Source organism: Litoribacterium kuwaitense (assembly GCF_011058155.1).
Lineage (GTDB): Bacteria > Bacillota > Bacilli > Bacillales > DSM-28697 > Litoribacterium > Litoribacterium kuwaitense.
Window position 1 is genome coordinate 168,033 of the sequence record NZ_JAALFC010000001.1, and the last position, 26,295, is coordinate 194,327.

Annotated in this window: 32 protein-coding genes; 29 read left to right on the plus strand and 3 right to left on the minus strand. The window is 43.5% G+C overall.

What is annotated here, in order from left to right; translation table 11 throughout:
• Positions 1 to 3: 3 nt before the first annotated feature.
• Positions 4 to 387 carry a rhodanese-like domain-containing protein gene (locus G4V62_RS00900; protein ID WP_165198890.1) on the minus strand — a complete coding sequence of 128 codons (384 nt, stop codon included), beginning with the start codon at positions 385 to 387 and terminating at the stop codon, positions 4 to 6.
• 193 nt (positions 388 to 580) lie between these two features.
• Between G4V62_RS00900 and mntR the strand changes: the two genes are divergently transcribed.
• On the plus strand, positions 581 to 1,030 hold the full coding sequence (gene mntR, locus G4V62_RS00905) for a transcriptional regulator MntR (RefSeq protein ID WP_165198891.1): 450 nt from the start codon (positions 581 to 583) through the stop codon (positions 1,028 to 1,030).
• Positions 1,031 to 1,287: 257 nt separating this feature from the next.
• A complete protein-coding gene (locus tag G4V62_RS00910; RefSeq protein WP_165198892.1) occupies positions 1,288 to 2,172 on the plus strand; it encodes a patatin-like phospholipase family protein in 885 nt (294 codons plus the stop codon).
• Positions 2,173 to 2,176: 4 nt separating this feature from the next.
• Here the strand turns inward: G4V62_RS00910 and G4V62_RS00915 are convergent, their stop codons facing one another.
• Together G4V62_RS00915 and G4V62_RS00920 are read right to left on the minus strand one after the other, a co-directional pair.
• A complete protein-coding gene (locus tag G4V62_RS00915) occupies positions 2,177 to 2,629 on the minus strand; it encodes an SA1362 family protein (protein WP_165198893.1) in 453 nt (150 codons plus the stop codon).
• A gap of 68 nt (positions 2,630 to 2,697) precedes the next feature.
• Entirely contained in the window at positions 2,698 to 3,639 is a 942-nt protein-coding gene (locus G4V62_RS00920) for a DUF1385 domain-containing protein (RefSeq protein WP_165198894.1), read from the minus strand.
• A 122-nt stretch (positions 3,640 to 3,761) separates the two neighbouring features.
• Here G4V62_RS00920 and G4V62_RS00925 point away from each other — a divergent pair, with 122 nt between their 5' ends.
• The 27 genes from G4V62_RS00925 to spo0A all read left to right on the plus strand — a co-directional run bounded on the left by G4V62_RS00925 (position 3,762) and on the right by spo0A (position 26,294).
• Positions 3,762 to 4,283 (plus strand): YqhR family membrane protein, encoded by a 522-nt coding sequence (locus G4V62_RS00925; protein ID WP_165198895.1) that lies wholly within the window; start codon positions 3,762 to 3,764, stop codon positions 4,281 to 4,283.
• Between the two features lie 104 nt (positions 4,284 to 4,387).
• On the plus strand, positions 4,388 to 4,822 hold the full coding sequence (gene aroQ, locus G4V62_RS00930) for a type II 3-dehydroquinate dehydratase (RefSeq protein ID WP_165198896.1): 435 nt from the start codon (positions 4,388 to 4,390) through the stop codon (positions 4,820 to 4,822).
• Positions 4,823 to 4,840: 18 nt separating this feature from the next.
• Positions 4,841 to 5,905 carry a M24 family metallopeptidase gene (locus G4V62_RS00935; protein ID WP_165198897.1) on the plus strand — a complete coding sequence of 355 codons (1,065 nt, stop codon included), beginning with the start codon at positions 4,841 to 4,843 and terminating at the stop codon, positions 5,903 to 5,905.
• 24 nt (positions 5,906 to 5,929) lie between these two features.
• A complete protein-coding gene (efp, locus tag G4V62_RS00940; RefSeq protein WP_165198898.1) occupies positions 5,930 to 6,487 on the plus strand; it encodes an elongation factor P in 558 nt (185 codons plus the stop codon).
• Positions 6,488 to 6,723: 236 nt separating this feature from the next.
• Entirely contained in the window at positions 6,724 to 7,650 is a 927-nt protein-coding gene (spoIIIAA, locus tag G4V62_RS00945) for a stage III sporulation protein AA (protein ID WP_165198899.1), read from the plus strand.
• Positions 7,647 to 8,156 (plus strand): stage III sporulation protein SpoIIIAB, encoded by a 510-nt coding sequence (gene spoIIIAB, locus G4V62_RS00950; protein ID WP_165198900.1) that lies wholly within the window; start codon positions 7,647 to 7,649, stop codon positions 8,154 to 8,156. The genes spoIIIAA and spoIIIAB overlap by 4 nt, the downstream gene beginning before the upstream one ends.
• Positions 8,157 to 8,186: 30 nt before the next feature.
• The gene (gene spoIIIAC / locus G4V62_RS00955; protein WP_165198901.1) at positions 8,187 to 8,387 is read left to right on the plus strand and encodes a stage III sporulation protein AC; all 201 of its coding nucleotides are present in this window, start codon (positions 8,187 to 8,189) and stop codon (positions 8,385 to 8,387) included.
• A complete protein-coding gene (gene spoIIIAD, locus G4V62_RS00960; RefSeq protein ID WP_246218175.1) occupies positions 8,371 to 8,808 on the plus strand; it encodes a stage III sporulation protein AD in 438 nt (145 codons plus the stop codon). Before spoIIIAC ends, spoIIIAD begins: the two co-directional genes overlap by 17 nt.
• A 12-nt stretch (positions 8,809 to 8,820) precedes the next feature.
• A complete protein-coding gene (gene spoIIIAE, locus G4V62_RS00965; protein WP_165198903.1) occupies positions 8,821 to 10,017 on the plus strand; it encodes a stage III sporulation protein AE in 1,197 nt (398 codons plus the stop codon).
• An 11-nt stretch (positions 10,018 to 10,028) separates the two neighbouring features.
• Positions 10,029 to 10,238: a stage III sporulation protein AF gene (spoIIIAF, locus tag G4V62_RS20235; protein ID WP_165198904.1), complete on the plus strand. Its 210-nt coding sequence runs from the start codon at positions 10,029 to 10,031 to the stop codon at positions 10,236 to 10,238.
• Between the two features lie 7 nt (positions 10,239 to 10,245).
• On the plus strand, positions 10,246 to 10,641 hold the full coding sequence (locus tag G4V62_RS00975; protein ID WP_165199079.1) for a stage III sporulation protein AF: 396 nt from the start codon (positions 10,246 to 10,248) through the stop codon (positions 10,639 to 10,641).
• Positions 10,638 to 11,363, plus strand: coding sequence for a stage III sporulation protein AG (spoIIIAG, locus tag G4V62_RS00980; protein WP_165198905.1), 726 nt, complete (start codon positions 10,638 to 10,640; stop codon positions 11,361 to 11,363). Before G4V62_RS00975 ends, spoIIIAG begins: the two co-directional genes overlap by 4 nt.
• Positions 11,320 to 11,931 (plus strand): SpoIIIAH-like family protein, encoded by a 612-nt coding sequence (locus G4V62_RS00985; RefSeq protein WP_165198906.1) that lies wholly within the window; start codon positions 11,320 to 11,322, stop codon positions 11,929 to 11,931. Before spoIIIAG ends, G4V62_RS00985 begins: the two co-directional genes overlap by 44 nt.
• Before the next feature lie 281 nt (positions 11,932 to 12,212).
• Positions 12,213 to 12,704, plus strand: a complete 492-nt coding sequence (gene accB / locus G4V62_RS00990) for an acetyl-CoA carboxylase biotin carboxyl carrier protein (protein ID WP_165198907.1) — start codon at positions 12,213 to 12,215, stop codon at positions 12,702 to 12,704.
• A 5-nt stretch (positions 12,705 to 12,709) separates the two neighbouring features.
• The gene (gene accC / locus G4V62_RS00995; protein WP_165198908.1) at positions 12,710 to 14,068 is read left to right on the plus strand and encodes an acetyl-CoA carboxylase biotin carboxylase subunit; all 1,359 of its coding nucleotides are present in this window, start codon (positions 12,710 to 12,712) and stop codon (positions 14,066 to 14,068) included.
• A gap of 16 nt (positions 14,069 to 14,084) precedes the next feature.
• A complete protein-coding gene (locus G4V62_RS01000) occupies positions 14,085 to 14,471 on the plus strand; it encodes an Asp23/Gls24 family envelope stress response protein (protein WP_376768241.1) in 387 nt (128 codons plus the stop codon).
• 148 nt (positions 14,472 to 14,619) lie between these two features.
• Positions 14,620 to 15,006, plus strand: a complete 387-nt coding sequence (gene nusB / locus G4V62_RS01005) for a transcription antitermination factor NusB (RefSeq protein ID WP_165198909.1) — start codon at positions 14,620 to 14,622, stop codon at positions 15,004 to 15,006.
• An 11-nt stretch (positions 15,007 to 15,017) separates the two neighbouring features.
• The gene (xseA, locus tag G4V62_RS01010; protein WP_165198910.1) at positions 15,018 to 16,373 is read left to right on the plus strand and encodes an exodeoxyribonuclease VII large subunit; all 1,356 of its coding nucleotides are present in this window, start codon (positions 15,018 to 15,020) and stop codon (positions 16,371 to 16,373) included.
• Positions 16,363 to 16,608, plus strand: coding sequence for an exodeoxyribonuclease VII small subunit (locus G4V62_RS01015; protein ID WP_212508612.1), 246 nt, complete (start codon positions 16,363 to 16,365; stop codon positions 16,606 to 16,608). Before xseA ends, G4V62_RS01015 begins: the two co-directional genes overlap by 11 nt.
• Positions 16,609 to 17,496, plus strand: a complete 888-nt coding sequence (locus G4V62_RS01020) for a polyprenyl synthetase family protein (RefSeq protein ID WP_165198911.1) — start codon at positions 16,609 to 16,611, stop codon at positions 17,494 to 17,496.
• A gap of 582 nt (positions 17,497 to 18,078) precedes the next feature.
• The gene (locus G4V62_RS01025; protein WP_312855404.1) at positions 18,079 to 18,822 is read left to right on the plus strand and encodes a CNNM metal transporter family protein; all 744 of its coding nucleotides are present in this window, start codon (positions 18,079 to 18,081) and stop codon (positions 18,820 to 18,822) included.
• Entirely contained in the window at positions 18,794 to 20,698 is a 1,905-nt protein-coding gene (dxs, locus tag G4V62_RS01030; protein ID WP_165198912.1) for a 1-deoxy-D-xylulose-5-phosphate synthase, read from the plus strand. The genes G4V62_RS01025 and dxs overlap by 29 nt, the downstream gene beginning before the upstream one ends.
• 4 nt (positions 20,699 to 20,702) lie before the next feature.
• Positions 20,703 to 21,527, plus strand: coding sequence for a TlyA family RNA methyltransferase (locus G4V62_RS01035; protein ID WP_165198913.1), 825 nt, complete (start codon positions 20,703 to 20,705; stop codon positions 21,525 to 21,527).
• Between the two features lie 76 nt (positions 21,528 to 21,603).
• Positions 21,604 to 22,053, plus strand: a complete 450-nt coding sequence (ahrC, locus tag G4V62_RS01040; RefSeq protein WP_165199083.1) for a transcriptional regulator AhrC/ArgR — start codon at positions 21,604 to 21,606, stop codon at positions 22,051 to 22,053.
• 13 nt (positions 22,054 to 22,066) lie between these two features.
• Positions 22,067 to 23,752 (plus strand): DNA repair protein RecN, encoded by a 1,686-nt coding sequence (recN, locus tag G4V62_RS01045; protein ID WP_165198914.1) that lies wholly within the window; start codon positions 22,067 to 22,069, stop codon positions 23,750 to 23,752.
• A gap of 116 nt (positions 23,753 to 23,868) precedes the next feature.
• Positions 23,869 to 25,161: a SpoIVB peptidase gene (gene spoIVB / locus G4V62_RS01050; protein WP_165198915.1), complete on the plus strand. Its 1,293-nt coding sequence runs from the start codon at positions 23,869 to 23,871 to the stop codon at positions 25,159 to 25,161.
• Between the two features lie 344 nt (positions 25,162 to 25,505).
• Positions 25,506 to 26,294 carry a sporulation transcription factor Spo0A gene (spo0A, locus tag G4V62_RS01055; protein ID WP_165198916.1) on the plus strand — a complete coding sequence of 263 codons (789 nt, stop codon included), beginning with the start codon at positions 25,506 to 25,508 and terminating at the stop codon, positions 26,292 to 26,294.
• The last annotated feature ends 1 nt before the right edge of the window (position 26,295 follow it).

Consider the following 26,295-nt stretch of genomic DNA (forward strand, 5'->3'; position numbering starts at 1 on the left):
CTTTTATTTATTTTTTTTAATACGGCCTGACCATTTTTTAAAGCCGCCTTGTAAATGATTAATATCTTCACAACCTAATTTTTTTAACATGGCTGCTGCTCGCATTGACCGTGTGCCACTTTGACAATAGAGATACACTGGTTTATCTTTACGAATCTCTTTTTGTCGCATTTTAATTTGAGAAAGCGGAATATTGCGGGCACCTAAAATATGTCCACCTTCAAATTCTTGTGATTCTCGCACGTCAATAAGCTGCGCTTTACGATACCCTTCTTTAAACTCTTCTTCGCTTAAAGTTTTCAAGTACCGTCGTTGTAACAAGCGACTAATCACACTGTAGCTGATTAACGCGAGTAAAATAAGACCAATAACAATTAAAGCTTCCAAGCTTAAGCCCCCTTAATCGTAAAAAACGTTGCAATAATTTCTTTTCCCAGTATACTCGATATCCGCCATTTAGAAAAGCCACGTGCTTAAGTATACATAAAATTTATTATGTAAACTAATAGCTTTGCTTGTAACTCTTTTGATTCTATTGTATCCTGTCAGTATTACGTTCTTACGGTCTGGGGGATCAGAAATGACGACGCCAAGTATGGAGGATTACATCGAACAAATTTACATATTAATTAACGAAAAGGGATATGCTCGAGTTTCAGATATTGCTGAAGTTCTTGAAGTCCATCCATCGTCTGTAACAAAAATGGTGCAACGCTTAGATAAAGATGAATATCTCGTCTATGAAAAATATCGAGGTCTCGTACTCACGAAAAAAGGTAAGAAGATTGGCAAGCGCCTCGTTTTTCGCCATGAACTTCTTGAAGATTTTATGCGCGTCATCGGTCTTGATGAGAAAAAAATCTATAATGATGTAGAAGGTATTGAACATCATATTAGTTGGGAAGCAATCGATCGTATTGGCGATCTTGTAGAATACTTTGAGGAAGATGAAAGCCGTATACAGGTGTTGCGGGCTATCCAGAAAAAGAATGAAGCGTCAGCAGCTTCTGAACAAGAGCAAGAATCGTAAATAAACGGGTTTTTAAAGTGGATGCTATGAACGCATAGTTGATCCGCTTTTTTTATGAAGAAAATTCTTGAAAATGGACTGGTCAAGACGAATGAGGCGGTCGCTTTTCGTTTTGTGTGTCAACTCTATCGAAACACGTGCAGCGCTTGTGTTTGTTCACTATATGACTTAAAGATTGGATAGATAAAAAAGTAATGTACTAAATCGAAGCGTTCCCGCTTAGGATGTCGGTAAAGCATGCAAAGGGGGACGACGGCATGAATGTAGATGGAGTGTTTTCTGGCGGAGGAATAAAAGTGATTGCTATGGTTGGTGCCATCCAAGAGGTCGAAAAGCAAGGGATTTCTTTTGTTCGAACGGCAGGAACGAGTGCGGGAGCGTTGTTGGCGGCATTGATCGCAGCAGGGTATCGGGCGGATGAACTCGTTCCAATCCTCGATGAATTAAACGGCACTACGTTGTTAGAAGGAGAAGGGCAGAAAAGCCGTGGAGGGGTACTCCGCTGGTTTAAGCTTTACTTTAAAATGGGCTTGTACAAAGGAGATGCTTTAGAAGAGTGGGTCGCAACCAAGCTCGCCCAGCGGGGTGTTGAAACTTTTCAAGATTTGCCTGAGGGAGCATTGAGGGTTGTTGTCTCAGACGTTTCCAAAGGTCGCATGGTCGTTCTTCCAGATGACTTGGAGCATTACGGCATACAATTGAAAGCCTTTCCTGTGGCGCGTGCGGTGCGGATGAGTTGTACCCTTCCTTTCTTTTTCCAACCGGTACAATTATACAATGGTGCGGGAAAGAAAAGTCTCATTGTTGACGGAGGTGTATTAAGTAATTTCCCAATGTGGTTATTTAAGCCGCAAACGACGAAGCCTCAACGTCCAGTGTTAGGGATACGGTTAACAGGAGATCGCCCACCGCAGACACAAGCACCTATTTCAAACGCACTTCAATTGTACCGTCATCTATTTAAGACGATGCAAAATGCGCACGACAACCGCTACATTAGCCAGCACCACATTGATGATATTATGTTTCTGCCTGTTTCAAAAGTTCAAACGACCGATTTTGAACTTTCGGAGGTAGAAAAAGAATCCCTTCTTGAGCTTGGTCGTGAAAAAGCGGGACAATTTTTAAAGACATGGGCATAGATTTTCATCGACAAAAAAGAAGATTCTCGCGAAAGAATCCTCTTAAGTCCGAATTAACGAATGTTTTTTTCGGCATGTTTTCCCGTTTCTTGCCTTCAATCACGCGCAGATGGGTAGGTCGTGCTGATTTTCGTGAACTAGAAGGTTTTTGGTTTAGCTTAAACGCTTTTGGCTTTTTCGTATCTCGTCGTCCGTTGTTCCGAGAAGCAGTCTGATATTTTCTTTTAGATTGTTGCACCGCTTTTTTGTAACGAATATCTTCTTGTGACATTGTTTTTGGTCCCTGGACGCCTAAAAACCTGCGCATCAACCATAAGAGAAGTACGACGAGCCCTGCGGCGATTAAAAGGGACATGAACAATGAGCCTGGGTTGTTAATCAAAGTGGATGCAAGACCTATCGCTGCTAATCCAAAAACCAAACCAATAATGACGCTCAACCCTTTATGCCGGCGCATGACCGGACACCTCCTTCTTCATTTCACTTTATCTCTATTCACTTATTCCCGAAAAAGATACGACATAATCAAATGACGCTCTCAACCTGTTTACTTTTTTGCTCTTCTTGTTCAATGCGTCTGAGTTCATTAAATGAGGCGATGGCTACTTCAATTTGTTCACGGTTTGGTTCTTTTGTTGTGAGTAGCTGTAGCCAGAGTCCTGGATAGCCAAGGTAACGCAAGACAGGAACATCTTTCAGTTTATTCGTAAGCTGAAGCACTTCAAAAGATACCCCAAGAACGACAGGGATGAGCGCAATTCGGTTCATCACACGTAGCCAAAATGGATCGGACGGGAAATTTAAATAAATAAAAACTCCGACGACGACGGTTAACAAAATAAAGCTACTTCCACACCGGTAATGGAGCCTGGATGCCTTGGCTACATTTTCTGGTGTGAGGGACTTCCCGTTTTCAAAGGCGTTAATCACTTTATGCTCAGCGCCATGGTATTGAAAAACACGTTTAATTAATGGGGCAAACGATAAAGCATAAATGTAAACAAGCAAAAATAGTAGTTTAAAGCCCCCTTCTAACAAGTTCTGAATAAGATGGCCTGGAAACCATTTGTACAGAGACATAGCTAACAGCATTGGGACTAATGTAAAGATTAATTTACCGACAATAAAAGAGATGATGCCGATCACTGCGATCCCTAAAGCCATCTGCATTTTAGAAGGTTCTTTTTGATCCGTTTTTCCGTCGTCATGATCTTCCTCATATTGATCGCTAGCAAACTGGAGGTGCTTTGATCCGTTTGCACTTGCCTCAATCATCGCGGCGATACCACGGATAAAAGGCATTTTTTTCATCGTTGTTAACCACGGACGAGTCGCCCGATCTGCTTGATAAAATGCAAGTGTGCCATCTTTTCTCCGGACTGCCGTCACCCCATGAGTGCGACTGCCAAACATGACACCTTCGATTACGGCTTGCCCACCGTAGACCGGTGTTTTTTCATCCGCCATTCACAAATCCTCCTTACAAACCCAGCATTCATTTTATTAGTGTACCATGTTTTTCAACAGACATGTAAAAAATGAAATCAACGTGGACATACTGAGGGTAAAGACGTAGGAGGTTTTTTAAAATGGCAGAAGATAAATTGCAAGAGCAGACACCATTGGCGCAATATATGATCCGAATCGTCAGTATTGGCTGGTACGGCGGCTTACTTTTTTCGATTGTCGGCTGGATCGCTTCTTTGCTTTCATTCTCCACGTATGGGCCGCAGTCCTTCTTGGAAGAAGCAACGGGTTATGGGTTCGGTGCTACTTGGTTAGGTGTATTAACAACGCTAGTCGGGCTAAGTCTGTTATCAATTGTTATAGCCTTTATTTATCATGCGTTGCTGCGAAAGCGAAAAGGTTTGCTTTCAGGCGGCCTGTTTGGCATTGCCATTTGGCTGATTTTATATGGAGTGTTAAGCCCTCTTTTACCTGGCGTGCCCCTTTTACAAGAAATGAATGTTGACTCTTTAGTGACAACGGGATGTCTGTTTTTAGTGTATGGTGTGTTTGTCGGATACTCCATTTCCTATGAATATGATGAGTATCAAAAGCTTATGAAACTGCGGCATAACAAAGAGTCTGAGAACTACTCAAATGCATAGACGTATGATAAAATGAGACGCAGACCGCGTTTTACCGCTTTGATCATAAAGCATTGGTTAAATGAAAGAAAAGCCCCTCATCTAATAGGAGAGGAGGGAGACGCATGGAAAATACGATACTCGTGTTGAACGGTCCAAATTTAAATTTGCTTGGTGAACGGGAACCAGGGGTTTATGGCTCTGAAACCTTGGCTCAATTGGAGCAAAAGCTCACGGAGCTCTTGAATGAAAAAGATGTGACTTTGACGTTTCGACAGTCGAATTCAGAAGGTGTTCTTATTGATACATTACATGAATTTCGCCATTGTCAAGGAATTGTGCTAAACGCAGGTGCATATACCCATTATAGCATTGCGATTCGTGACGCCATTCAAGCGATCCAAAGTCCAGTGGTCGAAGTACATATGTCCAATGTTCACGCACGAGAAGCATTTCGTCATACGTCCGTCATAGCACCTGTTTGTGTCGGCCAGATCGCTGGCTTCGGCATGGCAAGCTATGAGCTGGGACTTCAGGCGATATTAAACCTTTCAAAATAAGGAGTGAGGAAACAACCGATGAGTAGACTGGCTAAACTACAGAATGCATTGAAGCAGCATTCGATTGAAGCAATGGTCATTACAAATCCCTCGAACCGGCGTTACATCTCCCATTTTACAGGTACAGCGGGTGTCGTATTTGTGACACAAAACGAAGGAATGCTCTTAACGGACTTTAGGTACACGGAGCAGGCACGTGCCCAGGTCAGCGAATTAGAAATTATTCAATATCAAAGCACACTTCATGATGAAGTTGCCAAAAAAGCAAAAGCGCTTGGAGTAAAAGAGGTGGCGTTTGAGAAAACGTATTTAACCTATCAACAGTTTGAGCAATATCGTCAAGCACTTTCAGACATTTCTTTCGTAGGTGTCGCTGGTGTTATCGAGCCTCTGCGCCGACAAAAAGAAGCCGATGAAATCCGAATTCTCGAAGAGGCGGGGCAAATTGCTGATGCAGCGTTTGAACATATTTTAACGGTCCTTCGCCCAGGCGTGAGTGAATTAGAAATTTCTAATGAATTGGAGTTTTTCATGCGCAAACAAGGCGCTGACTCCTCGTCCTTTGACACGATTGTCGCTTCAGGAAAGCGCTCTGCACTGCCCCATGGCGTCGCTTCCGATAAAATCATTGAACAGGGTGACATGGTTACGCTCGATTTTGGCGCCTATTATCAAGGGTATTGCTCGGACATCACACGCACGATTGCCATTGGTGAACCGAACGAAAAACTAAAAGATATTCATCATATTGTTCTAACAGCTCAAAAAGCTGCTTTATCAGCGATTCGCCCAGGAGAAACGACCGCCTCAGTCGATGATGTCGCTCGAAGTATCATTGCTGAAGCAGGATATGGTGCTGCCTTTGGCCATTCAACAGGTCATGGCATCGGCTTGGAAGTTCATGAAGGTCCTTCATTGTCAGGCAAATCGCAAGAAGTGCTTGCGCCTGGAATGGTCGTCACCGTAGAGCCAGGCATTTATGTTCCTGATTTAGGCGGTGTACGGATTGAGGACGATGTGCTCGTCACAGAAGACGGAGGTCGACGGCTCACCCACAGCAACAAGGAACTTATTGTACTTTAATTAAAGCTAAAAGGAGCGCGTAATATGATTTCTGTCAATGATTTTAAAACAGGTGTAACGATTGAAGTAGATAACGATATTTGGCAAGTCATGGAGTTTCAACATGTTAAGCCGGGAAAAGGAGCAGCATTTGTTCGCTCGAAGCTTCGTAATTTAAGAACAGGCGCGATTGCAGAGAAAACATTCCGCGGCGGTGAAAAAGTAGGCCGTGCCCATATAGAGCGGGCCAAAATGCAGTATCTATATGCGAGCGGGGATATGCACGCGTTTATGAATACGTCTACGTATGAACAAATCGAGCTTCCCACAGCACAAATTGAAGAAGAGCTAAAATTTTTGAAAGAGAATATGGAAGTATCTGTGATCACTTACGAAGGTGAAACGTTAGGAGTAGAGCTTCCGAATACGGTTGAGCTTGAAGTCACCGAGACAGAGCCAGGGATTAAAGGAGACACGGCTTCTGGTGGTACAAAACCAGCAACGCTAGAAACCGGTCTCATTGTTCAAGTGCCTTTCTTCATAAACCAAGGTGAGCGCTTGATCATTAACACGACTGATAGCAAATATGTCTCAAGAGCTTAATATGTCATTTAAAACTAGCAGGCGTTGCTTCTGCTAGTTTTCATATTCTTTTGGAATGAAGCCCGCCTTGATCAGCATTTTTGATCAGGCGGGCATTTTTACATTTATGATAAAGAAACGTGGCGGGCAAATCTTGATAGGCGTTCATAGACGATAATTCTACGCATAAGTAGACGGGTGACGAATACATATAAAGTATACGCATGAAGACGCCAATGCGCAGGAGGGAGAAGTCGATGGAGAACGTCATATCATTGCTTCCGGTCAAGGTTCAAACGAGCCTTCATTCACTGAGCCTGCACTGGCATGATATTGAAGAAATTCGACTTCGAGTGGACAAGCCAGTGGAAGTTAGAATGCAAGGGCGTTCGCGCTTATTAAGTGGAGCTTTATTTATGCGTGACGATGCGATCGATTTGGTGCAGCGTTTAACGGATTATTCTATGTACGCTCATGAGCATGATATTCGTCTAGGGTATATTACATTACGCGGAGGGCATCGCATAGGTTTATGTGGCAGTGTAGTCCATGAAGATGGACGTGTTCGTACGCTGAAGCATATTACAAGCTTTAACATTCGCCTAGCACACGAAAAAAAAGGAGTCGCTGACCGAATTGCACCATTTCTGTGTAAGCAAGGGGAGTGGCAAAGTACGCTCGTGCTAGGACCTCCGAAATCCGGAAAGACGACCTTGATTCGTGATATCGTTCGCTTAATCAGTGAGGGAGGACAAGACATACCAGCTCGGACAGTTGGAATTGTTGATGAACGCTCAGAAATTGCTGCGTGTAAAGACGGTGTTCCGCAATATTCGTTTGGACCGAGAGTTGACGTTTTAGATGGGTGTCCCAAAGCGGCCGGCATGATGATGATGGTACGAACGATGAGTCCCGACGTATTAATCGTTGATGAAATTGGCGAGAAAGAAGATGCACTAGCGGTCATGGAAGCCATTCATGCCGGTGTAAAGGTTATTGCTTCAGCTCATGCGTTTCACTTAGATGATATTTTCCAAAGACCAGCACTTAAAGAATTAATGAATGCTTCCCCGTTTTCCAGGATGATTGAGCTTGATCATGTACGAACGGGAGCGATCCGCACGATCAAAAATGAACACGGACATCCGTTCTCCTTAAAGGAGTCAAATGAGGTCTTACGATGACACTATTTGGGGCAATGTTTATTATTGCGACAACGACTTGGTTAGGGTTTTATCAAGCTTCCCGATTGCAAAAACGTCCGGAGGAATTGCTTCACATACGTTATGCGTTTCAGGCACTGGAGGCCGAAATTTTATTCAGTCATGCGCCGCTTCACAAGGCGTGTGAAACCGTGGCGAGGCAGCACAAAGGGGTGGCACAAAAACTGTTTTCTGATACTGCGTTAGGGCTTCATGAGCACCAATCCGCGAAAGAAGCATGGCAACAAGCTGTGGCGTCATTGCTTAGTCACTCCGCTTTAAAACAAGGAGACAGAGCGATCCTCGATCATTTTGGCGAGACGCTTGGTGCCCATGATCGCGTGCAGCAGCAAAAGCAGATTTCGTTGGCGATGACCCATTTGGCAAGAGAAGAAGAGCTGGCACGCACGGAGCAGCGTACCTATGCTTCTCTAAGTAAAAGCTTAGGCTTTTTAAGCGGTTGTTTGCTCGTGCTGATCTTGCTGTAAGGAATGAAGTAGAAGAGGTGCATGGAAGCCATGGGATACGATATTAATACGATATTTCAGATTGCTGGCATCGGCGTCATCATTGCGATGATTCATACGTTACTCAAACAAATGGGTAAAGAAGATTGGGCACATTGGGTTACGCTCATCGCCTTTATTGTTGTGTTATACCTTGTGGCGACGATGATCGCTGATTTGTTTGAAAAAATAAGGGATGTGTTTTTGTTCTAGCGATAGGCGAGAGGGAGGGGCTGCATCAGCGTTGGACATTATCCAGTTAGTAGGATTGGGGATTGTTGTTGCATTACTCGTCCTCATCGTTAAAGAAAAAAGCCCTCTTTTTGCACTTTTACTCGGATTGTTTGCCAGTGTTTTTATTTTTCTTACGCTCATTGAGCAGATTCAAATTGTGATTGAGATGATCAAACGGTTAGCGACGAATGCACACATTGAGACGGTTTATTTAACAACGGTATTAAAAATAGTCGGCATTGCTTATATTGCTGAGTTTGGGGCGCAAATTGTAAGAGATGCTGGGCAAAATGCGCTGGCTTCAAAAATTGAGTTAGGTGGTAAAGTACTGATCTTAGTCATGGCAGTGCCCATTTTAACCGTGATTGTTGAGACTGTACTCGCCATGCTACCAACGTAAAGGAAGACAAGGATGAGAAAGAGTTTGTGGTCCCGACAGTCCTTTCATATTGCACTTTTATTTCTTTTCATTTTTATTCCGATGACGGTACACGCAGAAGAAGCGACAATGATGGATGAAACAAATGAAATGATTGAGCAGCAATTAGACGAAATTGAGCTTGGTGAGATTCAGGATTTTTGGGAAGAGTTAAGCGATAAATATGATCACTTTCTTCCGGAAAGTCATCGAAAATCACTTGTTGATATCATTCGCAGTCAAGAGTCTCTGCAAATAAATGAATTGATCCCAGGAGTTCTTCGCTTTTTGTTTCAAGAATTGATCGCTAGTGGGCAGCTGATGGGCACCCTCGTCATTTTAACGGTGTTTAGCATGCTGCTACAATCGATGCAAAATGCGTTCGAGCAAAAGAATGTTGCGAAAATTGGCTACGCAGTCGTTTATATGGTGTTAATTCTTTTAGCATTGAACTCCTTTCACGTTGCTATGGACTACGCAAATAGTGCAATATCTACGATGATACACTTTTTAGTTGCATTAATTCCGCTGCTTCTCGCTTTAATGGCAACAGTCGGCGCCGTTGGGAGTGCAGCTTTATTTCACCCCCTCATTATTTTTTTAGTGAATGTAAGCAGTATCTTCATCCAAAGTATCGTTTTACCGCTCTTATTTCTTTCACTTTTGTTAGGTATCGTCTCGTCAATGACAGAGCACTACAAAGTAAGTCAGTTGGCAAATTTATTTCGACAAATCGCGATCGGCGCACTCGGCGTATTGTTAGCTGCTTTTTTAGGGGTCATTTCTGTTCAAGGGGCGACTGCTGCTGTAACGGACGGTATGTTGTTAAAGACGGCGAAGTTTGTTGCTGGAAATTTCGTTCCCGTCGTCGGACGTTTGTTTACCGATACAGCTGATTTAGTCATTGGGGCTTCGCTCATTTTAAAAAATACCATCGGCATTATCGGTCTCGGTGTTCTCGTTGTCATCGTGGCGTTTCCAGCGATGAAAATATTGGTTTTGGCCTTTATTTATCGACTCACGGCAGCCTTAATGCAGCCTTTAGGTGATGGACCAGTCATTGAATGTTTACAAATCATCTCCAAATGCATGATGTTTGTATTTGCTTCGCTCGCCATTGTTTCGCTCATGTTTTTTCTTGCGCTGACCATTATGATTACTGCGAGTAATATTCCAATGATGGTTCGTTGAGGTGATCGTTCATGATGGACATGCTGACTGAGTGGGTTGGACAAATTATTTTGTTTATATTGTTCGCATCAATCGTAGACATGCTGCTGCCACAGAACTCCTTTAGAACGTATGCAAAGGTTGTGATTAGCTTATTGTTAATTTCAATTTTGCTTTCCCCTTTACTCAAACTCTTTCAAATTGATGCAGAAGCGCTGATCCAAAAAAACGCCGTTCAATGAGTCTACAATAGGAAATGAAGTCACAAAAGATGTAGAACTACGAAAAAAAGAAATAGATGTCGCACAACGTGCATATATTTCTGAACAGGTGGCTGTCCAACTAAAGAAACAGGCCCAGGAGGAGTTGAAAAAGGATGGCGTTATGGTGAGGGATATAGCCGTAGATATGAAGCGAAATGACCAAGGACAATGGCAAATGGAACACGTGAAAGTATCACTTGGAGAAACAAGTTCATCTTCACAAAATGTTGAACCAGTCGTCATCGAGATTAACGGTGAAGAGCGAGCCACTGAGGAAGATGAAGCGCCAGACTCAGCTTCTTTTGCAAAGCGTTTAAGTCAGTTGTGGGGCATTGAAGAGGACCGTCTGATGGTGACCTTTTTAACGGAGGACCGCATATGAAATGGCTGAATTGGGATTCAATTAAGAAAATGACGCTAAAAAAAACGAGTGGTTCTTTGCCCATTCCGTACATTGTCATAATGCTCACTATCGGAGTGCTTCTCATCGTATTAGGAACAACTGGTGGAGAAACGGATGATGCCGAAGAGGCGATAACCGTCGCTTCAATCGAGCGTGATAACGAATCTTTAAAAACTACGGATGACGAAGATGCGCTCCATGCAGGTGGTCGGGTCAGCTCGGAAGAAGAATCATATGTAGAAGAAATCGATGCTATGGAGAAAGCGTATGAAGACCAACTTAAGGCGACGATCGAAGGCTTAATGGGGGTAAGGGGCGCGACTGTCATGGTGACCCTTGAGTCAACCGGGGAAAAGATTTACGAGAAAAATCGAACAAATCGCATTCAAAAGACGAGAGAAGAAGATGCAAATGGCGGAGAGCGAACAATAGATGAAACGACAACAGAGGAAACCGTTGTAACGACAAGAGATGGCGACAAGGAATCCGTTGTGCAGAAAAAAACGGCGAATCCTGAGGTGCGAGGCGTTCTTATCGTCGCTGAAGGAGCCGACAACATACAGGTGAAAAGCTGGATCATCGAAGCGGTCACGAAATCATTAGGTGTGCCGCCTCACAGAGTTTCTGTGTTACCGAAAAAAAGGAGGAAAGATAAATATGCTCTTAAAAAAACAAACGGTTTGGCTGTTGACGATGCTTAGCCTTGTCATTGTATTATCTGTTTATTACATGACATCCCCGCAGGAGTCACAATACACTTCAGTAGACCAGGAGACAGAAGGGGCCTCCTTAGAACATACAGAGAATGACGGTGGAGAAGTGGTTGTTGCAAAGGATGATGAAGAGGCTTCAGCTGAGGAAGGCGCTGAAGATGCGAGTGCCAATGAAGAGGACATTTTCTTTTCTAATGTAGGCTCTAATGAAGAACTGACAACAATGCGCCTGGAGTTGAACGAGCAGCGCAGCCGCCAGATTGAAGAATATGAAGAACAGGTCGCAGCAGAGGATTTGACTAGCCAAGAGCGCAGCGAAGCTTATGATGAAGTGTTGGAATTACGAAACCTTGAGAGTAAAGAATCGATCATCGAAACACGCTTACGCCAGGAAGGCTTTACTGATGCACTCGTGCGAGTAGCAGGGGACGATGTCAATGTAACAGTCATATCTGAGGAGCAATCAAAAACACTTGCCAATCAAGTCATGGCAACAGTCAGAGATGAGCTAGGGCAAAATACATTTGCTGTTGTGGAAATGAAGCCAGCTGAATAGGGAAGGTGAAAGCTTTGAGTGTAGACAAAATCAACGATGGTTTTGTTTACACTCATTTTTCGGAATGCTCCATTTTTACGTGATTTGCAAACAAAGTTCTCCGAAGTACGAAACTAAGCTGGCCGTGTGATGAGGCGACTAGAGCGTCCGCAAACAGTTTGAGACTTTTTTAGATATAGAGATTCAACAGTGACAAGTGGAATTAACTTTTGGTATCATTTGCTCATAGCAGAAAACAACGGTAATATAGAATGGAATCGTGGAAAAGGAGCGTTGGCCCTGTGTTAAATTTGAACGAAATTAAAGAACTTATTGAAATGCTGGATCAATCTAGTATTGAAGAACTGGACCTGAAAGATGAAGGGTTCCGATTACAGCTTAAAAAACAGTCGAGCAAGGTACATATAGCTGAACCGACGATGGTTTACGACAAAGCAACACCGCAAGCAGCAAGTACCCCTGTCGTTCCACCGGCAGGACAGAGTCAGACGGCTGAGGTGAATACTGAAAATGCAGATGTGAAAGACGAAGCCTTTCACGAAATCACGTCACCGATGGTCGGAACTTTTTATGCATCACCTACACCAGAATCTGATCCTTATGTGAAGGAAGGAGATCAGATTACCTCTGGAAAGGTTGTTTGTATTCTCGAGGCAATGAAGCTCTTTAATGAAATTGAGGCGGACATTTCGGGAACGATTGAGAAGGTTCTCGTTGAAAATGGTCAGCTTGTGGAATATGGTCAGCCATTGTTCTACGTTAGACCGGAGTGATCGCTATGAAAAAGATACAAAAATTACTCATCGCAAATCGTGGAGAAATAGCCGTTCGAATTATTCGAGCTTGTAAAGAAATGGACATTCAAACGGTCGCTGTTCACTCCATAGCGGATAAAGATGCACTTCACGTTCAGATGGCGGATGAAGCCTATTGTATCGGACCGACTCCTTCACAGCAAAGTTACCTCAATTTCACAAACATCATGAGTATTGCAACGCTCACAAGTGTCGATGCCATTCATCCTGGCTATGGTTTTTTAGCTGAAAATGCTGATTTCGCCGAAATTTGTAATGACTGCTCTGTCACCTTTGTTGGTCCGAGTGCGGAAGCTATTTCACGTATGGGGACAAAGGATGTCGCTCGGGAGACAATGCGTGAAGCTGGCGTACCGATTGTACCAGGATCGAAAGGTGTTCTCGATACGGTAGAAGATGCGAAAAGTGTGGCCGAATCCATTGGCTATCCAGTCATTATTAAAGCAACTGCTGGTGGCGGTGGGAAAGGAATTCGTGTTGCTCGAACGGAGGAAGAGCTCATTCAGGGCTATAAGATGACGCAACAGGAAGCAGCAACCGCCTTTGGCAACCCAGGCGTTTATTTAGAGAAATACATCGAGCATTTTCGTCACGTCGAAATTCAAGTGATTGCTGATGAACATGGACATACGGTACATCTAGGTGAAAGGGATTGCACAATCCAGAGACGTTTGCAAAAACTCGTTGAAGAAACACCTTCGCCTGCTTTGAATGAAGCGACACGTCAAAAAATGGGAGAGGCTGCTATCCAAGCGGCTGAGGCTGTTGACTATCGCGGTGCTGGGACGGTGGAATTTATTTACGATGTGAAAGAAGACCGCTTTTATTTTATGGAAATGAATACGCGCATTCAGGTTGAGCACCCTGTAACAGAAATGGTTACTGGTTTCGATTTGATTAAAGAACAGATTCGAGTAGCCGAAGGTCAGCCTTTATCGTTTTCTCAAGAAGATGTTCAATTGACGGGACACGCCATTGAATGCCGAATTAATGCAGAGGACCCAGAGAAAAACTTTATGCCTTCACCTGGTCAAGTGACCGGCTATTTGACGCCTGGGGGTCCTGGTGTAAGAATTGATTCGGCTGTGTATGCTGGTTATACGATCCCGCCGTATTATGATTCAATGGTGGCCAAATTAATTGTTCACGGAAAAAATCGTGAAGAGGCTGTTCAACGAATGCGGCGGGCATTAAGTGAATTTGTCGTCGAAGGCGTTTATACGACCATTCCGTTTCATTTACATTTGATGGAGCACCCTGTGTTTAAAAATGGACATTTCACAACGACATTTTTAGAAGAGCATGATGTCTTTAAATCATGATGAAAGGGTGAAAGATGTGGCTGACATGCAAAATTTGAAGATGAAGGATGCAGATAGAGGGTTAGGGAAAATTGAAATTGCTCCTGAAGTCATCGAAGTCATCGTCGGAATTGCTGCTTCTGAGGTCGACGGTGTCTTTTCAATGCATGGTTCATTTGCCGACAGGCTTGGTATGCGACAACACGCCAAAGGGGTAAAAGTTGATTTAACAGATGATGGTGTCGTTATTGATTTATATTTAACAATGACCTTTGGTGTGTCGATTCCTGATGTGTCCGAAGAATTACAAACACACATCCGGCAAACGCTTATGACAATGACCTCGTTAAGTATCCATGAAATTAATGTGCACATCGTTGGCATTCATTTTGAATCAGAAGGTAAGTCTGAAAACAATTCGTAACAAAAAAGCACGTTGTCTGACCAAAGGAGCTTATTCCTTTGGTTTTTCACTGTCGGGGATGTATTCCTAACATCAAGTGCTTGCAACCTACAAGGTGGAATAATACACTGAGAAGAGCAAACTCCGAAGAAGAAATGAGGTTGAATGAATGAATCGTCATCAAGCGAGAGAAACCGCTTTTAAAATCATCTTTCAGTTAGAGGCTGGAGATATCCCTATAGAGGATGCAAAAATGCATGCGCTGGAGGGTCGAGCCGCAAGCGATTTTTGCTTAGAGCTCGTAGACGGGGTTTTAGAAAATAGAGCGGAGCTGGACGAAATCATTTCCGCCCGGCTGCACCAATGGACGCTTGAGCGAATGGCGAAAATGGATCGCAGCTTGCTTCGTTTAGCATTGTACGAAATGCTTTATATTGAAGATGTTCCTACAACTGTGACCATTAATGAAGCGGTAGAACTGGCTAAAACTTATGGAGATGATGAGTCGTCGAAGTTTGTCAATGGTTTGCTTTCTAATGTCGCAAAAGAACAATGAGGAAGAGTGCAATGAGTCAATCTTATGTGACGGTCAGTGCTTTAACAAAGTACATTAAAAAGAAATTTGATGTCGACCGTAATTTGCAGGAATTATATTTTCGCGCCGAGCTGTCAAATGTGAAAAAACATTCCCGTGGTCATATTTATTGTACGTTAAAGGATGATGAGGCAAGAATCCAAGGTGTGATGTTTAAGCGTGATACGACAGGTTTAGCATTTTCACCTGAGGATGGACAAAAAGTTCTTGTTTGCGGAACAGTGTCCGTCTATGTCCCTTACGGCCAGTATCAAGTGACCATCCACGAAATGACACTCGACGGACGTGGCAATTTATATTTGCAGTTTGAAAAACTAAAGAAAAAACTTGCTGCTGAAGGGCTCTTTCATGAAGATCGCAAGCGAAAGCTGCCCCGTTTTCCAAAGCGAATTGGTGTGATCACTTCCCCGACTGGAGCGGCAATTCGCGACATTTGGTCAACCATTAAACGTCGCTATCCTGCGGCATACATCGATGTTTATCCTGTGCTTGTTCAAGGAAAAGAAGCACCTGCATCGATCGTGAAAGCCATTGAAGCCGTGCAGGCACGCAATGAGGTCGATGTGTTGATCGTCGGACGAGGTGGCGGGTCTATTGAAGAGCTTTGGGCGTTTAATGAAGAAATTGTCGCGCGTGCCATTGTTCAATGTACAATTCCGACGATTAGTGCCGTTGGCCATGAAACTGATGTAACGATCGCTGATTTCGTCGCAGACGTTCGGGCGGCGACACCAACTGGTGCAGCAGAATTAGCTGTCCCTGAGGCGAAGGAATGGTTGGAACGACTGCAAATGTTGGATGCCCGTCTGCTTAAAGCCATTCAACGTTTTGCCCGGCAGAAACGTGAGCGGTTAGAGCAGTTGCAAGGTTCTTATGCTTTTCGCTACCCTAGACAGCTTATCCAGCAAAAACAGCAGGATGTTGATCGGATCTTTGACCGGCTGCTGACGTGGAAAAGGACAACACTGAGGGAGAAAGAAGCGTATCATAAGACGTGGGCAGAACGTATCTATTTGCAAAACCCACAAAAATCGCTTGAAAATGCAAATGAGCAGCTTGAAAGGTTGACGCTTTCTCTTTTAAAGGCTTACAAAACGGAATTGAAGCGAAAGAGAAGTGCAGTTCACGAAAAATCTTTACAACTCGATGCTTTAAGTCCTTTGAAAGTGATGAGTCGAGGTTACAGCCTTACATATAAGAACGATCATGTGATTAAATCAGTTGAAGAACTGAGCGAATACGATGAGATTAGCATTCGTTTTGCAAAAGGACGAGCTACTGCACAAGTGACAGAGATACAGAAGGAGGTGCAGCAAGATGAGCAATGACATAAACAAAGAGAAGAATTTTGAGGAAGCAATGAAAGACCTGGAAACGATCGTACAAAAACTAGAAGAAGGTGACGTGCCTCTTGAAAAAGCAATTCATTTTTTTCAAGAAGGCGTTCAATTAACGAAGTTATGCCACGATAAATTACAGCATGTTGAAGGGGAAATGGATCGTATCTTAAATGAACAAGGAACGTTTTCTCCGTTTACATTGACGAAAGAGGAGGAAGAATAAATGCCAAGTTCGTTAGATACTTACTTAAAAGAAATGAAAACAGTTGTTGATCAGGCACTTGATCAACGGATGGCTTTTCAGGCACCTCCTTCTCTTAAATCTTCTATGGAATACTCATTAAAAGCGGGCGGTAAACGTCTTCGTCCTATTCTTATGATTGCGACTGCTGAAGCACTCGGCGGGAAGCGTGAAGATTGCTTAGCAATTGCTTGTGCATTAGAAATGATTCATACATATTCACTCATACATGATGACCTTCCTGCTATGGATGATGATGATTATCGCAGAGGACAGCCGACCAATCATAAAGTATACGGCGAATCAATGGCGATTCTTGCTGGCGATGCTCTGTTAACGTATGCTTTCCAAATGATTTCTAGCTCGCGTAGTTATCTATCAGCGGATAATGTCGTTCTTTTAATCGAAGAGCTGGCAAAAGCTGCCGGACCTTCAGGTATGGTCGGCGGTCAAGTCATGGATATGGAAGCTGAGGAAGTCTCCGTACCGCTTGACCAATTAGAAAACATTCATAAAAATAAAACCGGAGCTTTACTTTCGTTCGCCGTGAAGGCAGGAGCGATCGTTGCAAATGCAACTGAAGAAGTACAGGATCGCTTAGCGGCTTTTAGCGCTCATATCGGTCTTGCCTTCCAAATCAAAGACGACATTCTTGATGTCGAAGGTGACACTGCACTGATAGGAAAGCCGATTGGCAGTGATATGACGAATGCTAAGTCAACTTTTCCATCACTATTAACCATACAAGGTGCAAAGGACCGCCTTAACTTTGAACGTACAGAAGCGATGAAGCTTTTGGCACAATTACCCCTCAACCACAATGAGCAGCTAACGGCTTTAACTCAATATATTGTCGAGCGAAATTACTAAGCACGATGATTGAGTACTGCCTTAGTTTATGCTATAATATGTATTAACAATGCGACGCAGTATCCTAGTCAGTTCACTGCATTTGAGGGCGGGCCTAAAAATCCGCTAAAGGGCACATCGATGAAGTTCCTTGTATTGGCCCGAGGCGCCCAGCCTTGGGTTGATGCTGGGAGTTAAGAAGGGCGGGCGATCCACAACGGCATGTGGGCGTGAACCCTCCCTTCGTGGAGGCCACTTGCTGTCTTCTGGCATAATTTGCGGAGTGACGGGAGTGAGAAACCCGGTTTAACGTAGGTTATCCTGCGCCGGCGTAGCCTGCCTTGAGTGGGTCAGAGGGGATTGAGGCATAAGGTGTGGAACAAAGTGGCCACTTGCTCTGCATTTGGAACTCCTTATGAAACCTGATCTTGCAAAAGAGGCTAGAATGCAGTTAAGAACTGTTGAAGAAAATTCCTAGGCTGTTTGGTTAACGCACTAAAGGGATTATAGTGTGGACTAAGTGGTAATCCAGTCTGATGTCCGGTGACGGCATCAAATGTGTATGAAAGGGGAACCGCCTTTGTGGCAACACGAGGTTGCACGTTGGGAAAACCTACTGGACCTAAGCCGCAGTTTTTACTTTTAGTGCGGTCGCGTTCTACATATCCTTGTTATAAAAGGAGAAGCGATCGTTACATCATGCTGAACGTTCTAAATAAATCTATACGTTGGACTATGATTATTGCCGTTATCACGTTTGTGTTAGCGGCTATTTTTTCAGTTATTTCTACTATTTTATTGGGCGGTGTAGGTTGGGCACTCGGGATGGCAATTGTATTTGGGATCGTCTTTGTCGGTATTGTTTCTGATATGCTCGGCGTAGCGTCGACCGCTGCTACAGAGGCGCCAATGCATGCAATGGCTGCTGAAAAAGTAAAGGGTGCTAAGCAAGCGATACAAATTGTCAGGAATGCGGATCGTTTTTCGAATTTCTGTAATGATGTGATCGGAGATATTGCTGGTATTATTAGTGGGACGGCCTCCGCAGCTGTCGTACTTACCATTTCGATCAATGTAGACGCTTCCCCGCCCTTACAGCAAGCGGTAAACGTTATTTTTGCAAGTGTGGTTGCGGCGATGACAGTCGGTGGTAAAGCAATAGGTAAGTCCTTCGCCATCCATTATGCCAACCACATTATCCTTAAAGTCGGAGAGTTTTTTTACTTGCTTGAGGAGAAGCTAAAGATTAAAGTGTTTAGAGACAGTAAGGACAGAAAACGACGAGCAAAACAAAAAGCCATGAAAGCGAGTGGTCGATTTGGATCTTCTAAAAATCGAAAACCCTAAATTTCTCAAAAATATGTCGACAGAGGAGCTTGAGCAGCTGGCTCAAGAGATACGGGACTTCCTCATTACGACGATCTCAAAAACGGGTGGACACATCGGGCCTAATTTGGGAGTTGTTGAGCTCACTTTAATGCTTCACAAAACATTTGATTCGCCAAAAGACAAGTTCATTTGGGATGTCGGTCATCAAGCATATATTCATAAAATCTTAACTGGCCGTGCTGGACAATTTGACACGCTCCGTCAATACAAAGGGCTTTGTGGCTTTCCGAAAAGAGTTGAAAGCGAGCACGATGTGTGGGAAACCGGTCATAGCTCAACTTCTTTATCTGCGGCGATGGGAATGGCTGTCGCACGGGATATGAGAAACGATGACAATCATGTCGTGCCGATCATAGGTGATGGGGCACTTACAGGCGGAATGGCTTTAGAAGCTTTGAATCATATCGGACATGAGCAGCGGAAAGTGATTGTCATTTTAAATGATAATGAGATGTCTATTGCTCCAAACGTTGGTGCATTACACAGTATGCTTGGCCGCCTTCGAACAGCTGGGAAGTACCGTTGGGTAAAGGAAGAGCTTGAGTTTTTGCTTAAAAAAATTCCAGCCGTCGGTGGAAAGCTTGCTTCTACAGCAGAGCGTGTAAAAGACAGTCTCAAATATTTAATGGTTTCAGGGATGTTTTTCGAGGAATTGGGCTTTACTTATTTAGGTCCTGTCGATGGTCATTCTTTTGATGATCTTGAGGGCCATCTTCAATATGCAAAGAAAATTGATGGGCCGGTGCTGCTTCACGTCGTAACGAAAAAAGGCAAAGGTTATCACCCTGCAGAAATGGATGTAAAAGGAGCATGGCACGGGACGGGACCGTATAAAATCGATTCAGGAGAATTTGTGAAGCCTGTAGACGCTCCGCCAGGTTGGAGTAAGGTCGTGAGCGATGCGATTATTAAAGAAGCTGAGCAAGACAAGCGTATTGCTGTCATCACGCCAGCGATGCCAGTCGGTTCAAAGCTAGAAGCTTTTGCTGAACAGTTTCCAGACCGTTTCTTTGATGTCGGCATTGCCGAGCAGCACGCAACGACGATGGCAGCGGGGCTAGCAGCGGATGGGATGAAGCCAGTGCTATCCATCTATTCGACTTTCTTGCAGAGAGCATACGATCAACTAGTTCACGATGTCACGCGGCAAAATTTGAACGTATTCCTTACAATTGACCGCTGTGGTCTCGTCGGTGCAGACGGTGAAACGCATCAAGGTGTTTTTGATGTTAGCTTTATGCGTCATTTACCGAATATGGTGATCATGATGCCGAAAGATGAAAACGAGTGTCAGGCGATGGTGAAGACCGGATTGGCTTATGATGATGGACCAATAGCGATGCGGTTCCCTCGTGGTAGTGTAGGTGCGAAGCCAACGCCTGAAAATAAAGAGGTCATCGACATTGGGACGTGGGAGACACTCGTCGAAGGTCATGACGCAGTCATTTTAGCTGTCGGAACGATGATCGAGCCAGCTTTGGAAGCGGCGCGTAAACTACAAAGCGAACAATTAAACGTTCAAGTCGTTAATGCTCGTTTTATTAAACCATTGGACGAAACGATGATGCATGCTCTAGCGAAAGCACATTTACCGATTCTAACAGCTGAAGAAACAGCACTTGAAGGTGGCTTTGGCTCAGCAGTGCTTGAGTTTTTGCAGACGCATCAGTATACGAATGTAACGCTTGAGCGAATGGGAATACCAGATTATTTTGTTGAACATGGTAGTCCAAAACAGTTGCTTGAAGAAATTGGTCTTACGTCCGATAACATGATGCAAAAGCTGCGAAAAATGGTACGATCTGAACAGCAAAACCTTAAACAGAGGGCGTAAATCGATGAATGAAAAAAAAGAACGGGTTGACATACTTTTAGTACAGCAACAGCTGATTGAAACGAGAGAGCAGGCAAAGCGCGCCATTATGGCAGGTCTTGTCTATTCGGGGACAGAACGAATTGACAAGCCTGGGCAAAAGCTGCTTCTCAGCTCTCCGTTGCGTATTAAAGGTAAGGAACACCCTTATGTAGGTCGAGGAGGTTTGAAGCTTGAGAAAGCTCTTCAAGCCTTTTCAGTGTCATTAACAAATAAAATCATGGTGGACATCGGCGCTTCCACAGGTGGGTTTACTGATTGTGCCTTGCAAAATGGTGCAAGGCTTGTTTATGCGGTTGATGTTGGCACGAACCAGCTTGCGTGGTCATTACGTTCTGATCATCGTGTTGTTGTCATGGAGAAAACGAACTTTCGTTATGCAACAGAAGATCAGTTTGATCGGGGTTTGCCAGAAGTGGCGACGATTGATGTATCATTTATTTCTCTTTCGCTAATATTTCCCGCTCTCAAAGATATTCTCGCACCTGGAGGAGACGTCATTGCTTTAATAAAGCCACAATTTGAGGCTGGGAAAGAACGTGTAGGTAAAAAAGGAATTGTGAGGGATCCGGCCGTTCATCACGATGTGTTGTTAAGCACCATTGATATGTGCTCACAACTTGGCTTCGTTTGTCGTGATTTAACATACTCACCGATCACTGGTGGCGATGGCAATATTGAATATTTGGCCTGGTTTCAATTTCAAGCAGGGCAAGATGTCACCATCACTTCGAGGCATATCGAGCAAGTGATTCAAAATGCGCATCTTACTTTAGCGGCCCATGCATGAATGATCTTGTACTTTTTAAAAAGACCAAAGGAGGTGACGTGCTGTCGTGCCCTTGACATGGGTGAACAGCAAAAGTGTGAGTAAAGGACAGCGTTTAATAAAAATTAGAGAATTAATTACTGAACATGATATCGATACCCAAGAGGAATTAGTCGAGCGTTTGCGCGCAGCGGGCTTTCATGTCACACAGGCGACCATCTCTCGAGATATAAAGGAGCTTCACCTTGTAAAGGTCACTACAGCTGACGGAATTTATAAATACAGCCTCCCTGCTGACCAACGATTCAATCCGTTAGAGAAATTAAAAAGATACTTAATGGATTCTTTCGTGAAAATTGATACAGCAGGCCATATGATCGTACTGAAGCTGCTGCCTGGTAATGCTCAATCGATCGGGGCAATTATAGACCATTTAGACTGGGAAGAGATTGTCGGTTCGATCTGCGGAGATGATACATGTTTGATTATCTGTAGAACTCCTGAACAGGCATTGGAGCTAAAAGAAAAGTTGATCCACTTGCTCTAAGGAGGATTTACTTATGCTGTTAGAAATACGAATTAAAAATTTTGCCATTATCGAAGAAATATCACTTTCGCTTGATGAAGGGCTTACTGTGCTTACCGGAGAAACTGGTGCAGGAAAGTCGATCATTATTGATGCCATATCATTGTTAATGGGTGCGAGGGGATCTCACGAATTTGTTCGACACGGATGTGAACGTGCGGAAATCGAGGGGCTTTTTCAAGTAGGAGATCAGTCAAGTGTGCTCGAGGTACTTCAACAACAGGGCATTGAAGTGGAAGAAGGAATGATGGTCCTATCAAGGTCAATCTCTTTAAAAGGAAAAAATATTTGCCGGTTGAATGGAAAATTAGTGACGTTAGGGATGCTTCGTGAAATCGGGCAACGTTTAGTTGACATACATGGACAGCATGAAAACCAAGATTTGATGAAGCCTGAGCGTCACCGTCCGTTACTTGACTTATATGCTGGCAGTGCATTAACTGCGACCCTTACAGAATACAAACAGCTATACAAGAAGCGAGCACAGTTAAAAAGCAGATTGCGCGAACTGTCCGAAAATGAACAGGAAACAGCACAGCGTATTGATTTATTGCGCTTTCAACTGAACGATATCCAATCTGCACAATTGCAGCCAGGTGAGAGTGCTGCGCTAGAAAAGGAAAAGCAACAGCTGGCCAATTTTGAGCAGCTCTTTCACGCATTGCAACAAGCTTATAATGCGCTTTATGGGGAGCACAAAGGTTTGGATTGGACTGGTCTTGCTACGACTGAGCTTGAATCAATTGCCTCATTGGATTCGACATATAAAACTTTACATCAGACCGTGTTAGAAAGTCATTATGCTCTTGAAGAGGCTTCTTATGCCATTCGTCAGACCATTGACCAGCTTGAGCATGACCCCGACCGTTTAAATACAGTGGAAGCCCGCTTACAGGAAATACAAACGCTACAGCGCAAATATGGCGCCACCGAAGACGATATTTTAGCTTATGCATCGTCAATTGAAGAGGAACTCGAAACACTTGAACATAAAGACGCTCATATCGAAGGGGTTCAAACGGAGCTGGCAGAGCTCGAGAAAGATATGGCATTAGAAGCACAGCAAATGACAGATATTCGCAAAAGACACGCTCATGTACTTGAAAACGCGATTCACGATGAATTAAAGGCTGTATATATGGAAAAAACAACGTTTAAAGTGGAATGGAAACCATTACCATCGTTTGATTCAAATGGAATGGATCGAATTGAGTTTTTCATCTCGACAAATCCAGGAGAGCCATTAAAACCACTTGTGAAGGTCGCCTCAGGCGGAGAGCTGTCACGAATGATGTTGGCGATAAAGAGTATTTTCTCCAAGTTGCAGAAAAAAACAGCTATTGTTTTCGACGAAGTGGATTCAGGCGTTAGTGGCCGTGTCGCTCAGGCAATGGCTGAAAAAATATACCAGCTCGCAAGAACATCACAAGTGATCTGTATATCTCATTTACCCCAAGTGGCCGCGATGGCAGATCAGCATCTTTACATTTCTAAACGCATCGACGACGATCGAACAGCAACAGGCGTACGTAAGCTGCAAGAGGATGAAGCGCAGAACGAGATTTCAAGGATGATCGCGGGTACTGAAGTGACAGAGCTGACAAAGAAGCATGCTTCTGAGCTTTTGGCCTTAGCTGATGTTTATAAAAACAATGTGTGAGAAAGCTATCCATGATTGGATGGCTTTTTTGTCGTCCGTCAGTTATAAAAGGCTTTCGTAAAGGCAACATTATTGAATGTAAACATCAAGTGCAGGCGGAAACGAGGAGAGTGAGTATGAAAAGGAAATTACCTGTTAGAAAACTGGTTGGTGTCTTTCTCCTTGTTGCTTTTATTGGATTGACGACAAGCCCGCCTTTTATATCATATGTAAAGCTTCCTGTTTCCATGACAATGTTCACAAATAGTCAACCAGTCCAAGTGGATGCATTACCAGGCATTGAAATGGAAAGTGCTCCATCCTTGACGGTTCAAAAAGATGCAAATAAGGTGAGCGTTGAAGCAAAAAAATCAGGGGTAGCAAAGTTGCATTATACGTTGGGCGGTTTTCCGATTAAACAATCCGAGGTGCGAATGCTTGACGACATTCGTTTAATTCCTGGAGGCCAGTCAATTGGTGTACGCTTGAACGCAGGCGGCGTTTTAATTGTTGGGTACCACGATATTGATACGAAAAAAGGGATATTGTCTCCTGGGAAGGCTTCAGGCCTGCAAACAGGTGACATGATTGTGCAAGTGAATGGGCAAGCAGTAACGACAATGAAAAACTTTGGCGAGCTTGTTCAAAAAGCAGGTAAAGCAGGAAAAGCAATGAAGCTTGAGGTCAAACGAAATGATCAGTCATTTGAAACATCCTTGCAGCCACAGCTTGATCCAGCGGAGCAAAAATATCGCCTTGGATTATATATTAAAGAAGCTGCCTCGGGGATAGGGACGATGACATTCATTGATCCTGATACGAAGCGTTACGGGTCTTTAGGACACGTCATCGCCGATCGTTTGACAAAAGAACCCGTATCTGTGTACGAAGGCGAGTTATTGCTCTCTCAAGTGACGTCGATTACTAAGGGAAATCAAGGTGTTCCAGGCGAAAAAATAGCTGCTTTCCTTTCTGAAGGAAAATCGATTGGAACCGTTCAAAAAAACACCCCTTTTGGTGTGTTTGGGACGCTGCAACGTCCGTTTCCGAAGCAAGTAGACCGCAAACCCATTCCAATTACCGTAGCTTCACAAGTGAAAAAAGGTCCAGCGCAACTGTTAACCGTTGTTGAAGGCCAAGAGATTGAGGCATTCGATATTGAAATTGTCAATTCTATTCCGCAACGATTTCCAGCGACGAAAGGCATGGTCATCAAAGTGACTGACCCAGCCTTACTTGATAAAACGGGCGGGATTGTGCAAGGTATGAGTGGAAGTCCAATTATTCAAGATGGTAAGCTTGTTGGCGCTGTCACGCATGTATTCGTCAATGATCCGACAAGTGGATATGGCATTCATATTGAGTGGATGCTTAAAGAAGCCGGTGTTCTCATTGAGCATAAAGATGACACCGAACAAAAGGCCGCGTAAAGGCCTTTTGTTTTGCTTGTTGATTATTTGATCGCTCATTCTAAGTGAATTTTGTAAAGATTATTCAAACTAGTTGAGGGCGCTTTTCATTAGTCATCTACCATTGGTATAGATCGCTTGTTTTACTCAGCATGAAAAGCTGGTTCTTCTACATGTTCGAACAAAATCCTCGCTATTTTAAATAAAGCGTCGAATTTCTGAGAAAAAAGAAGAATTTAATAGAAAAATCGGCATATTTATGATTTTTCAATTTATCGAAAGGTTTTAGGGGGATACTGTCGAAATCAAGTCTTAGTCATTATTCAACGTTATGCGATATAATATAAAATGGAGGAGGATTTTTTATGCGTAAAATCAAAGTAGGTTTAGCGGATGATAACCGTGAGCTCGTCGGTTTACTGGAAGATTATTTGACGACACAGGACGATATGGAGGTCGTAGGTGTTTCCTACAATGGACAGGAATGTTTGACAATGATTGAAAAAAATCAGCCAGATGTCGTCATTCTTGATATTATAATGCCGCATCTAGATGGCTTAGCCGTTCTCGAAAGACTAAGGAGTATGTCGTTAGATAAACAGCCAAACGTCATTATGTTGACAGCATTCGGTCAAGAAGATGTAACTTCAAAAGCTGTAGAGTATGGAGCCTCATATTTTATCCTTAAACCATTTGATATGGAGCATTTAACAAATCAAATTCGCCAAGTCAGCGGTAAAGAAACGGCATCGGTAAAACGCTCCACTTTGATAACACAAAAACCGTCTGATGCCCAACCAAAAAACCTTGATGCGAGCATTACGTCAATTATTCATGAGATTGGTGTCCCTGCGCATATTAAAGGATATATGTACTTAAGAGAAGCCATTTCAATGGTTTACAACGATATTGAACTGCTTGGTTCCATTACAAAAGTGCTTTATCCCGATATCGCCAAGAAATACAAAACAACAGCAAGTCGTGTGGAAAGAGCGATTCGGCATGCCATTGAAGTGGCTTGGAGCCGCGGAAATGTAGAATCAATTTCCTCTTTATTCAGCTACACAGTTTCGATGTCTAAAGCCAAACCGACAAACTCAGAGTTTATTGCCATGGTTGCAGATAAACTGCGTTTAGAACATAAAGCCTCCTAAG

Excerpts from the sequence above, each read along its gene's own strand:
- G4V62_RS00910 (WP_165198892.1), top strand. The coding sequence starts at position 1,288 with ATGAATGTAGATGGAGTGTTTTCTGGCGGAGGAATAAAAGTGATTGCT.
- spoIIIAF (WP_165198904.1), top strand. The coding sequence starts at position 10,029 with ATGATGGACATGCTGACTGAGTGGGTTGGACAAATTATTTTGTTTATA.
- spoIIIAB (WP_165198900.1), top strand. The coding sequence starts at position 7,647 with ATGACACTATTTGGGGCAATGTTTATTATTGCGACAACGACTTGGTTA.
- spoIIIAA (WP_165198899.1), top strand. The coding sequence starts at position 6,724 with ATGGAGAACGTCATATCATTGCTTCCGGTCAAGGTTCAAACGAGCCTT.
- G4V62_RS00985 (WP_165198906.1), top strand. The coding sequence starts at position 11,320 with ATGCTCTTAAAAAAACAAACGGTTTGGCTGTTGACGATGCTTAGCCTT.
- G4V62_RS01035 (WP_165198913.1), top strand. The coding sequence starts at position 20,703 with ATGAATGAAAAAAAAGAACGGGTTGACATACTTTTAGTACAGCAACAG.
- G4V62_RS00920 (WP_165198894.1), bottom strand. The coding sequence starts at position 3,639 with ATGGCGGATGAAAAAACACCGGTCTACGGTGGGCAAGCCGTAATCGAA.
- G4V62_RS00925 (WP_165198895.1), top strand. The coding sequence starts at position 3,762 with ATGGCAGAAGATAAATTGCAAGAGCAGACACCATTGGCGCAATATATG.
- aroQ (WP_165198896.1), top strand. The coding sequence starts at position 4,388 with ATGGAAAATACGATACTCGTGTTGAACGGTCCAAATTTAAATTTGCTT.
- spoIIIAD (WP_246218175.1), top strand. The coding sequence starts at position 8,371 with ATGTGTTTTTGTTCTAGCGATAGGCGAGAGGGAGGGGCTGCATCAGCG.
- xseA (WP_165198910.1), top strand. The coding sequence starts at position 15,018 with ATGAGTCAATCTTATGTGACGGTCAGTGCTTTAACAAAGTACATTAAA.
- spoIVB (WP_165198915.1), top strand. The coding sequence starts at position 23,869 with ATGAAAAGGAAATTACCTGTTAGAAAACTGGTTGGTGTCTTTCTCCTT.
- spoIIIAE (WP_165198903.1), top strand. The coding sequence starts at position 8,821 with ATGAGAAAGAGTTTGTGGTCCCGACAGTCCTTTCATATTGCACTTTTA.
- G4V62_RS01015 (WP_212508612.1), top strand. The coding sequence starts at position 16,363 with ATGAGCAATGACATAAACAAAGAGAAGAATTTTGAGGAAGCAATGAAA.
- efp (WP_165198898.1), top strand. The coding sequence starts at position 5,930 with ATGATTTCTGTCAATGATTTTAAAACAGGTGTAACGATTGAAGTAGAT.
- accC (WP_165198908.1), top strand. The coding sequence starts at position 12,710 with ATGAAAAAGATACAAAAATTACTCATCGCAAATCGTGGAGAAATAGCC.
- spoIIIAC (WP_165198901.1), top strand. The coding sequence starts at position 8,187 with ATGGGATACGATATTAATACGATATTTCAGATTGCTGGCATCGGCGTC.
- G4V62_RS01020 (WP_165198911.1), top strand. The coding sequence starts at position 16,609 with ATGCCAAGTTCGTTAGATACTTACTTAAAAGAAATGAAAACAGTTGTT.
- G4V62_RS00915 (WP_165198893.1), bottom strand. The coding sequence starts at position 2,629 with ATGCGCCGGCATAAAGGGTTGAGCGTCATTATTGGTTTGGTTTTTGGA.
- recN (WP_165198914.1), top strand. The coding sequence starts at position 22,067 with ATGCTGTTAGAAATACGAATTAAAAATTTTGCCATTATCGAAGAAATA.
- spoIIIAG (WP_165198905.1), top strand. The coding sequence starts at position 10,638 with ATGAAATGGCTGAATTGGGATTCAATTAAGAAAATGACGCTAAAAAAA.
- nusB (WP_165198909.1), top strand. The coding sequence starts at position 14,620 with ATGAATCGTCATCAAGCGAGAGAAACCGCTTTTAAAATCATCTTTCAG.
- mntR (WP_165198891.1), top strand. The coding sequence starts at position 581 with ATGACGACGCCAAGTATGGAGGATTACATCGAACAAATTTACATATTA.
- G4V62_RS00935 (WP_165198897.1), top strand. The coding sequence starts at position 4,841 with ATGAGTAGACTGGCTAAACTACAGAATGCATTGAAGCAGCATTCGATT.
- spo0A (WP_165198916.1), top strand. The coding sequence starts at position 25,506 with ATGCGTAAAATCAAAGTAGGTTTAGCGGATGATAACCGTGAGCTCGTC.